Raw genomic sequence first — 8,838 nt, forward strand, 5'->3', positions numbered from 1 at the left:
GTCAAGCGTAATGGCCGCGGGCACCTCTCCGGTCTGCGCGGTTGCGCAAAGGCGTCGCCGAGGCCACCTGGATCCGCAGACCGTCGCGCGTTTCCAGGAACTGACCCAGCGGATCGTCGGTGAAACACGTCCACGGGAAGGACGTCGCATGCGGTCCGATCAGCCGGAACTGCTCCAGCGCCTCCGCCCATCTGCCGCGCGCCAGCAGGACGTACGCCAGCAGGTTGCGGACCTCGGCGGGCCACGGGTCGGCGGCCTCGTACCGGGCCGAGACGGCGACGGCGAGATCGGCCGCCCGGTCGATCCGGTCCGCCTGTACGGAGGTGGGGGTGCCGCTGAGCAGTTGGGTGAAGGCGGCCCGTACCGGCAGCGCCTGCACCAGCGATCCCGGCAGCGCGTCCTGCGCCGCCTGCTCGGCGAAGTCGAAGCACTCGCTGTGCGAGCCGTACCACTGCGCCGACAGGTAGAGCAGGGCGGCGACATGGACGCCGTAGTGGTGCGAGGCCCGCCGCACCGCCTGCTCCCACAGCGACTCGAAGGCGGTGTGCGGCGCGTGCGTGCCGCGCGCGTGGTCCAGCGCGATACGCCAGGGCACCGGGTCGCGCGGGTCCGCCTCGGCCGCCGCGTCGATCAGCGGGCCGCTCTCGCGCAGCCGCTCGGCCCTGGCCGGTGACTCCCAGGCCCTGCGGACCGTCAGCTCCGCCATGACGACGAGCGCGTCGGGGTCGCCCGGCGCCGCGCGCAGCCAGGCGGCCAGCCACTCGTCGCGGCGGTGGGCGAAGGCGGCGAGCCGCGTCACGTAGCGGTCGCGGTTCTCCCACTCGGCCGACTCCCGGGTGGTGGCGAGCAGTTTCGCCGCGCGCTCGTACTCGCCGAGTGCGGCGGAGACCAGCGCGGGGGCGAGCCGCTCGTCGGGGGCATCGAGCAGTACCGCGTCGTCCGGAGGCAGCCCCGTGGCGAGCAGCGGGGTGTGCCGGACCATGCGCGCGGTGCTGATCAGAGCGCGAAGCAATGACATGGTGCGGACCATTGAAAGCCGCAGGTCGTAGACGCGCCAGAGGGCGGCTGTGAAGCTTTGGTGGCGGCCGGGAAGGTTGTCCTGGCGCAAGTAAAGGCAAGGCAAAGAAAGGTGGGTCAGCCGCGGCGCAGGAGGCGCGAGGCACCTGCGGCGACAGTCGTGGCGAGTATCCAGCCGAGCACGATCAGCGCCGCCGAAGCCCACTGCCAGCCGCCCGCCGGGCGCCAGTAGCCGTCCTGCCCGAGATTGACCACCGGGATCAGCAGATCGAGGGCGTACAGCGCCGGGTTCCACTGCGGATGCGAGTCGGCCTGGAGCGGCGCCGGCGCGTGCCGGGAGAAGGCGACGGCGCCCGCCGCCCACAGGACCGCCATCCACAGCGCGGCCCGCCCCGGCCGGTAGCCGTAGGCCACGGTCCAGTCCTGCAAGTAGCCCCAGACCTTCGCCGCCAGCGGCAGCGTCTCGCGCCGTCTGCGCTGCTTGGCCAGCAGCACCTCACGGGCGTCGGCGTCCTCGCCGCCCGTCCGCAGCACCTGCGCGAGGCGCTCGTACGGCTCGGGGGAGTACTCCGGCGTGGCGGCGGCCAGCCAGTCGAGCCGCCGCACCAGCGGGAAGTGCCCGTACGGGACGAGGTTCTCGTACAGGAAACCGCCCATCGCGAGCCCGCCGGGACCCGGCCAGGCCGTCGAGATGTCGACCAGCGTGACGATCTTCGCGCCGTTCAGCACGACCCGGCCGTCCAGCGGGGCCTCGCAGGTGAACCGCAGCTCGGGCGTGACGATCCGGCGCAGCGACAACTCCTCGTCGGCGGCCAGGAAGAACCGCGCCTGGCCCAGGTCGACGGCGTCACCGAACCGGCCGTCGTCGAGCCGTACCCCGCCGTGGCACTCGAAGCGCCGCAGCTCGGTGCCGGGCACCGGCTCGGGGACGTGCCCGATCCCGTACGGCGGTGTCGCGCCGGCGCTGCCCGTCGCCTCGGTCACCCACACGCTCCCCAGATGGCACGACCGCTCCACCGAGAGCTGCGGCGCGTTCAGCGCGCGCCGGCCGGGCGCGGCGCGCAGCTTGCTGCCGCGCATGCTCATCGACACCCCGACGCTCGCGCCGCGCAGGCTGATCTCGCCGTATGTCTCGATCTGGTCGGCCTGCAGATCCTGCCCGACCGACATCCCGTCGGCGACGATCGCCCGGCCCCGCCGGTCGGGCCGCACATCGATCTGGCTGATCAGCAGATCCGTACCGATCCGGGCGTCCGTCAGCCGGATGCCGTGCTCGATCCGGCAGCCCGGCAGATGCAGGTCCCCCTCGGTGTGCAGCCGGGCGGCGTCCAGCCGGGGCAGCGCGCAGCGCGCGATACGCACCGTGGTGAAGTGCGCCTCCGGCAGCACCACCTCGTTCTCGAAGCGGCAGCGCGTCAGCTCCACGAACGGCGCGACGATGCCGCCCGCCAGCGTGAGCGTGCCGGTGATCTGCACCCCGCGCAGCTTCAGCGCCGAGACCCGGCCCGGCAGCGCGGGCGGCCCGGAGAGCAGCAGCAGCGCCACGACCCTGGCCCGCACGGACCGCTCGACCGGCCAGGCGCGGGCCGAGAAGGGGTCGTCCAGCACCGGGTCGGAGGTCGACAGGTCGTACGTGCTCCCGTTGCGGAACGCCTGCCACATGCCCAGTTCCGTTGCGCTGAGCCAGTCCGGAGCCTCGCCGTCGCCCTGGTCGCTCACTCCGTCCTCCCCCTCCTCGCGCTTCCCGCCGGTAACAGTGGGCCCAGAGAGTAGCCGTCCCGTGCGGCGCCCGGGACATGTATCAGCCAGTGATACGGGCGACCGGAGCGCTGATCCGGTCTGCGAGAATTGACCACGTGATCTCACGAATCGATCTGCGCGGCGACACCCTCCCCGAGGGCGGCGCCCTGCGTGACCTGCTGCCCCGAGCCGAGTTCGACGTGGAAGCCGCCCTGGAGAAGGTGCGGCCCCTCTGCGAGGACGTACGCCATCGGGGCACGGCGGCGCTGATCGAGTCGGCGGCGAAGTTCGACGGGGTCACGCTGGAGCGCGTCCGGGTGCCGGCCGAGGCCATCGACGCGGCCCTGGCTCAGCTCGATCCGGCCGTACGGGCCGCCCTTGAGGAGTCGATCAGACGCGCCAGGCTGGTCCACCGCGCGCAGCGGCGCTCCGCGCACACCACCCAGGTCGTCCCCGGCGGCACGGTCACCGAGAAGTGGGTGCCCGTCGAGCGCGTCGGGCTGTACGCACCGGGCGGCCGGTCCGTCTACCCGTCGTCCGTGATCATGAACGTGGTCCCCGCGCAGGAAGCCGGCGTCGAGTCGATCGCGCTCGCCTCCCCGGCGCAGCGGGAGTTCGGCGGCCTGCCGCACCCCACGATCCTCGCCGCCTGCGCGCTGCTCGGCGTGGACGAGGTCTACGCGGCCGGAGGCGCGAGCGCCGTCGCCATGTTCGCGTACGGCGTCCCGGGCCCCGACGGCTGCCCGCCCGCCAACATGGTCACAGGACCCGGCAACATCTGGGTCGCGGCGGCCAAGCGCTACTTCACCGGCCGCATCGGCATCGACGCCGAGGCGGGCCCCACCGAGATCGCCGTCCTCGCCGACGCGACCGCCGACCCCGTACACGTCGCCGCCGACCTGATCAGCCAGGCCGAGCACGACCCGCTGGCCGCAGCCGTCCTCGTCACCGACTCGGCCGACCTCGCCGCCGCCGTGGAGAAGGAACTGGCACCGCAGGTCGCCGCCGCCAAGCACAGCGCCGAGCGGATCGGCCCCGCCCTCGCGGGCCGGCAGTCCGCGATCGTCCTCGTCGACTCCGTCGAGGACGGGCTGCGGGTGGTCGACGCGTACGGCGCCGAGCACCTGGAGATCCAGACCGCCGACGCCGCCGCCGTCGCCGACCGGGTCCGCAACGCGGGCGCGATCTTCGTCGGCCCGTACGCGCCCGTCTCCCTCGGCGACTACGCGGCAGGCTCCAACCACGTCCTGCCCACCGGCGGCTGCGCCTGCCACTCCTCCGGCCTGTCCGTCCAGTCGTTCCTGCGCGGCATCCACGTCGTGGACTACAGCCGCGACGCCCTCGCCGAGGTCGCCCACCACGTGGTCACCCTGGCCGAGGCCGAGGACCTGCCGGCGCACGGCGCAGCGCTCAAGGCGCGGTTCGGATGGAAGGTGCCGGTCGCATGACGGACATCGACGACCTGCCGATCCGCGACGAACTGCGCGGCAAGTCCCCGTACGGCGCGCCCCACCCGGACGTGCCCGTCCAGCTCAACGTCAACGAGAACCCGTACCCGCTGCCCGAACCGCTCGTGGAGCGGATCGCCGAGCGGGTGCGCGAAGCCGCCCGCGGCCTCAACCGCTACCCCGACAGGGACGCGGTCGAGCTGCGCACCGAACTCGCCGGCTACCTCACCCGTACCGGCAAGTACCCGCTGACCGCGGCCCAGGTGTGGGCGGCCAACGGCTCCAACGAGGTGCTCCAGCAGCTCCTGCAGGCCTTCGGCGGACCCGGCCGTACCGCCATCGGCTTCGAGCCGTCGTACTCGATGCACAGCCTCATCGCGCGCGGCACCAGCACCGGCTGGATCTCGGGACCCCGGCACGACGACTTCACCATCGACGTCGCCGCCGCCAGTGCCGCCATCGCCGAGCACCGCCCCGAGGTCGTCTTCATCACCACGCCCAACAACCCCACCGGCACCGCCGTCGGCGCCGGCACCGTCCTCGCGCTGTACGAGGCCGCCCAGGCGGCCCGGCCCTCGCTGGTCGTCGTGGACGAGGCGTACGTCGAATTCAGCCACCACCCCTCGCTGCTCCCGCTCATCGAAGGCCGGCCGAACCTCGTCGTCTCCCGCACGATGTCCAAGGCGTTCGGCGCGGCAGGGCTGCGGCTCGGCTACTTCGCCGCCGACCCCGCCGTCGTGGACGCCGTCCAGCTCGTCCGGCTGCCGTACCACCTGTCGGCCGTCACCCAGGCCACCGCGCTCGCCGCGCTCGAACACACCGATACGCTGCTCGGGTACGTCGAGCAGTTGAAGACCGAGCGTGACCGCCTGGTCGTCGAGTTGCGGGCCCTCGGCTTCGAGGTCACCGACTCGGACGCGAACTTCGTACAGTTCGGCCGCTTCGAGGACGCCCACGCGGCCTGGCAGCAGATCCTCGACCGGGGCGTCCTGATCCGGGACAACGGCGTGCCTGGCCGGCTGCGGGTCACCGCAGGCACCCCCTCCGAGAACGACGCGTTCCTCGACGCGGTACGTGAATTGACGAAGGAGCAGAGCGCATGAGCCGCATCGGCCGCGTGGAACGCAGTACGAAGGAAACCTCCGTCGTGGTCGAGATCGACCTCGACGGCCGGGGCGAGGTGGACGTGTCGACCGGAGTCGGTTTCTTCGACCACATGCTCGACCAGCTCGGCCGGCACGGTCTGTTCGACCTCACGGTCAAGACCGAGGGCGATCTGCACATCGACTCCCACCACACCATCGAGGACACCGCCCTCGCCCTCGGCGCCGCCTTCCGGCAGGCGCTCGGCGACAAGGTCGGCCTCTACCGCTTCGGCAACTGCACGGTCCCGCTGGACGAATCGCTCGCCGAGGTGACCGTCGACCTCTCGGGCCGCCCGTACCTCGTGCACACCGAGCCCGACAACATGGCGCCGATGATCGGCAGCTACGACACGACGATGACCCGGCACATCCTGGAGTCGTTCGTCGCCCAGGCCAGGGTCGCGCTGCACGTGAACGTCCCGTACGGACGCAACGCGCACCACATCGTCGAGTGCCAGTTCAAGGCACTCGCGCGCGCTCTGCGCTACGCCTCCGAGCGCGACCCGCGCGCGGTGGGAATCCTCCCCTCGACCAAGGGCGCGCTGTGACCGGCCTCAACACCCTGCTCATCCTGGCGGGGCTCTTCCTCGCCGGCGGCGTCTACTCGTTCATCAAGCAGAAGCTGCCCGTGGGCGTGATCGTCCTGGTGGCACTCTGCTCGGTGTTCTGCCTGGTGGCCGGCATCCTGCGCATCAAGGGGCTGTGGGGCGGATGACCAAGCGAGTCGTCGTCTTCGACTACGGATTCGGCAATGTGCGCTCCGCCGAGCGCGCTGTCGCGCGTACCGGGGCCGAGGTCGAGATCACCCGCGACTTCGACCGGGCGATGAACGCCGACGGGCTGCTCGTCCCCGGCGTCGGCGCCTTCGCCGCCTGCATGGAGGGGCTCACCGCCGCACGCGGCGAGTGGATCATCGGCCGCAGGCTCGCCGGCGGCCGGCCCGTGCTCGGCGTCTGCGTCGGCATGCAGATCCTCTTCGCCCGCGGCATCGAGCACGGCGTGGAGACCGAGGGCCTGGACGAGTGGCCCGGCAGCGTCGAGCCGCTGAAGGCGCCGATCGTGCCGCACATGGGGTGGAACACCGTCACGGCGCCCGGCGACAGCGAACTGTTCGCCGGACTCGACGCCGAGGCCCGCTTCTACTTCGTGCACTCCTACGCGGTGCACCGGTGGGACCTTGAGGTCACCAACCCCAAGATCCGTGTCCCCAAGGTGAGCTGGACCACCCACGGCGAGCCGTTCGTGGCCGCCGTGGAGAACGGCAGCCTGTGGGCGACCCAGTTCCACCCGGAGAAGTCCGGCGACGCCGGCGCCCAGCTCCTCACCAACTGGATCGGAACCCTCTGAATGCCTCCTGTGCCTTCCGTGCCGCCTGTGCCTTCCGCGCCGAAGCTCGAACTCCTCCCCGCGGTGGACGTACGCGACGGCCAGGCCGTCCGGCTCGTCCACGGCGAATCGGGCTCCGAGACGTCGTACGGCTCGCCCCTCGAAGCGGCCCTCTCCTGGCAGCGGTCGGGCGCCGAATGGCTGCATCTGGTCGACCTGGACGCGGCCTTCGGCACCGGTGACAACCGCACGCTGATCGCCGAGGTCGCCGAGGCGATGGACATCAAGGTGGAACTGTCCGGCGGCATCCGCGACGACGCCTCGCTCGCCGCCGCCCTCGCCACCGGCTGCACCCGGGTCAACCTCGGCACGGCCGCGCTGGAGACCCCCGAGTGGGTCGCGAAGATCATCGCCGAGCACGGCGACAAGATCGCCGTCGGGCTCGACGTACGCGGCACGACACTGCGCGGCCGGGGCTGGACCCGCGACGGCGGCGACCTGTACGAGACGCTGGCCCGCCTCGACTCGGAGGGCTGCGCGCGCTACGTCGTCACCGACATCGCCAAGGACGGCACGCTCCAGGGCCCCAACCTGGACCTGCTGAAGAACGTCTGCGCGGCCACCGACAAGCCCGTCGTCGCGTCCGGCGGCGTCTCCTCCCTCCAGGACCTGCGCGCCATCGCCGCGCTCGTCCCCGCGGGAGTCGAAGGCGCGATCGTCGGGAAGGCGCTGTACGCCAACGCGTTCACCCTCGAAGAAGCACTTGCGGAGGTATCCCGATGAGCGGCGTACGCAGGATCTCGTCCACCAACCCGTGGGAGGACTCGATCGGTTACTCCCGCGCGGTGGAACTCCCCAACGGCCTGGTGCTCGTCTCGGGCTGCACCTCGGTCATCGACGGCCGCATCGCCGAAGGCAGCCCGTACGAGCAGGCCAAGACGGCGTTCGGCGTCGCGGTGACGGCCCTGCGCGAACTGGACCTCGAAGTCTCCGACGTGGTGCGCACCCGCATGTACATCACCCACGCCAGGGACGCTGACGACGTGGGCCGCGCCCACCACGAACTGTTCCACGACGTACGGCCCGCGGCCTCGATGATCGTCGTGGCCGGCTTCATCGACCCGAGCCTGGTCGTCGAGGTCGAGGTGGAGGCGTACCGCTCGGGAGCGGACGCATGAGCCTCGCCGTACGGGTCATCCCCTGCCTCGACGTGGACAACGGCCGCGTGGTCAAGGGCGTCAACTTCCAGAACCTGCGCGACGCGGGCGACCCGGTCGAGATGGCCAAGCTCTACGACGCCGAGGGCGCGGACGAGTTGACCTTCCTCGACATCACCGCGTCGTCCGGCGACCGCGAGACGACGTACGACGTGGTGCGCAGGACCGCCGAGCAGGTCTTCATCCCGCTCACGGTCGGCGGCGGCGTCCGTACGACGGAGGACGTCGACAAACTGCTGCGCGCGGGCGCCGACAAGGTCGGCGTGAACACCGCCGCCATCGCGCGCCCCGAACTGATCCGCGAGATCGCGCAGCGCTTCGGCCGCCAGGTGCTGGTCCTGTCGGTCGACGCGCGCCGCACCCCGGCCGGGACCTTCGAGGTCACCACGCACGGCGGCCGTACGGGCACGGGCATCGACGCGGTCGAATGGGCGCGGCGCGCGGCGGAGTTGGGGGCGGGGGAGATCCTGCTCAACTCGATGGACGCGGACGGTACGAAGGACGGCTACGACGTCGAGATGATCGCGGCCGTACGCAAGCACGTCACGATCCCGGTCGTGGCATCGGGCGGCGCGGGCCGCCTGGCGGACTTCCCGCCGGCGATCGAGGCGGGAGCGGACGCGGTGCTGGCGGCGTCGGTGTTCCACTTCGGGGATTTGCGGATCGCGGAGGTCAAGTCAACGCTACGGATGGCGGGGCACCCGGTCCGCTGAGTCGCCGTCCGGCGGGGCTTGCGTGACCGGGTCTTGGTTGCGGTGTCGCCGTCCGGCGGGGGCGGCCGGGGTGCGGTGTCGCCGTCCGGCGCGGTTTGTGGTTGGCGTGTCTTGGTTGCGGTGGCGCCGGTCTGGTTCCGGGGTCCGGGGCCTCCGGAGGGGGGTGTCCGGACTGCTCGATCGCTAGAACTCCTACGCTTTACGTCCGGACACCCCCCTCCTGCGGCCCCGG

10 protein-coding genes are annotated in these 8,838 nt (G+C 71.9%); 8 read left to right on the plus strand and 2 right to left on the minus strand.

Annotation, left to right across the window (positions count from 1 at the left end):
• Position 1: 1 nt before the first annotated feature.
• The gene (locus ACZ63I_RS34190; protein ID WP_469343377.1) at positions 2–1,030 is read right to left on the minus strand and encodes a hypothetical protein; all 1,029 of its coding nucleotides are present in this window, start codon (positions 1,028–1,030) and stop codon (positions 2–4) included.
• Positions 1,031–1,134: 104 nt separating this feature from the next.
• Positions 1,135–2,736 carry an oxidoreductase gene (locus tag ACZ63I_RS34195; RefSeq protein ID WP_469343378.1) on the minus strand — a complete coding sequence of 534 codons (1,602 nt, stop codon included), beginning with the start codon at positions 2,734–2,736 and terminating at the stop codon, positions 1,135–1,137.
• Between the two features lie 137 nt (positions 2,737–2,873).
• Between ACZ63I_RS34195 and hisD the strand changes: the two genes are divergently transcribed.
• Genes hisD through hisF form a run of 8 tightly spaced genes read left to right on the plus strand, consistent with a single transcriptional unit; the run spans position 2,874 to position 8,606 of the window.
• The gene (gene hisD, locus ACZ63I_RS34200; RefSeq protein ID WP_469343380.1) at positions 2,874–4,205 is read left to right on the plus strand and encodes a histidinol dehydrogenase; all 1,332 of its coding nucleotides are present in this window, start codon (positions 2,874–2,876) and stop codon (positions 4,203–4,205) included.
• Positions 4,202–5,308, plus strand: coding sequence for a histidinol-phosphate transaminase (locus ACZ63I_RS34205; RefSeq protein ID WP_469343381.1), 1,107 nt, complete (start codon positions 4,202–4,204; stop codon positions 5,306–5,308). Before hisD ends, ACZ63I_RS34205 begins: the two co-directional genes overlap by 4 nt.
• Entirely contained in the window at positions 5,305–5,898 is a 594-nt protein-coding gene (hisB, locus tag ACZ63I_RS34210; protein ID WP_041990762.1) for an imidazoleglycerol-phosphate dehydratase HisB, read from the plus strand. The genes ACZ63I_RS34205 and hisB overlap by 4 nt, the downstream gene beginning before the upstream one ends.
• The gene (locus tag ACZ63I_RS34215; protein WP_041990764.1) at positions 5,895–6,065 is read left to right on the plus strand and encodes a hypothetical protein; all 171 of its coding nucleotides are present in this window, start codon (positions 5,895–5,897) and stop codon (positions 6,063–6,065) included. Before hisB ends, ACZ63I_RS34215 begins: the two co-directional genes overlap by 4 nt.
• Positions 6,062–6,697, plus strand: a complete 636-nt coding sequence (hisH, locus tag ACZ63I_RS34220) for an imidazole glycerol phosphate synthase subunit HisH (RefSeq protein ID WP_469343382.1) — start codon at positions 6,062–6,064, stop codon at positions 6,695–6,697. The genes ACZ63I_RS34215 and hisH overlap by 4 nt, the downstream gene beginning before the upstream one ends.
• A gap of 27 nt (positions 6,698–6,724) precedes the next feature.
• Positions 6,725–7,459 (plus strand): bifunctional 1-(5-phosphoribosyl)-5-((5-phosphoribosylamino)methylideneamino)imidazole-4-carboxamide isomerase/phosphoribosylanthranilate isomerase PriA, encoded by a 735-nt coding sequence (gene priA, locus ACZ63I_RS34225; RefSeq protein ID WP_469343383.1) that lies wholly within the window; start codon positions 6,725–6,727, stop codon positions 7,457–7,459.
• Positions 7,456–7,854 (plus strand): RidA family protein, encoded by a 399-nt coding sequence (locus ACZ63I_RS34230; protein ID WP_469343384.1) that lies wholly within the window; start codon positions 7,456–7,458, stop codon positions 7,852–7,854. Before priA ends, ACZ63I_RS34230 begins: the two co-directional genes overlap by 4 nt.
• The gene (gene hisF, locus ACZ63I_RS34235) at positions 7,851–8,606 is read left to right on the plus strand and encodes an imidazole glycerol phosphate synthase subunit HisF (RefSeq protein ID WP_469343386.1); all 756 of its coding nucleotides are present in this window, start codon (positions 7,851–7,853) and stop codon (positions 8,604–8,606) included. The genes ACZ63I_RS34230 and hisF overlap by 4 nt, the downstream gene beginning before the upstream one ends.
• The last annotated feature ends 232 nt before the right edge of the window (positions 8,607–8,838 follow it).

This window comes from Streptomyces sp. NPDC087906, assembly GCF_055584925.1.

Excerpts from the sequence above, each read along its gene's own strand:
- ACZ63I_RS34190 (WP_469343377.1), bottom strand. The coding sequence starts at position 1,030 with ATGGTCCGCACCATGTCATTGCTTCGCGCTCTGATCAGCACCGCGCGC.
- ACZ63I_RS34205 (WP_469343381.1), top strand. The coding sequence starts at position 4,202 with ATGACGGACATCGACGACCTGCCGATCCGCGACGAACTGCGCGGCAAG.
- hisB (WP_041990762.1), top strand. The coding sequence starts at position 5,305 with ATGAGCCGCATCGGCCGCGTGGAACGCAGTACGAAGGAAACCTCCGTC.
- hisH (WP_469343382.1), top strand. The coding sequence starts at position 6,062 with ATGACCAAGCGAGTCGTCGTCTTCGACTACGGATTCGGCAATGTGCGC.
- ACZ63I_RS34230 (WP_469343384.1), top strand. The coding sequence starts at position 7,456 with ATGAGCGGCGTACGCAGGATCTCGTCCACCAACCCGTGGGAGGACTCG.
- hisF (WP_469343386.1), top strand. The coding sequence starts at position 7,851 with ATGAGCCTCGCCGTACGGGTCATCCCCTGCCTCGACGTGGACAACGGC.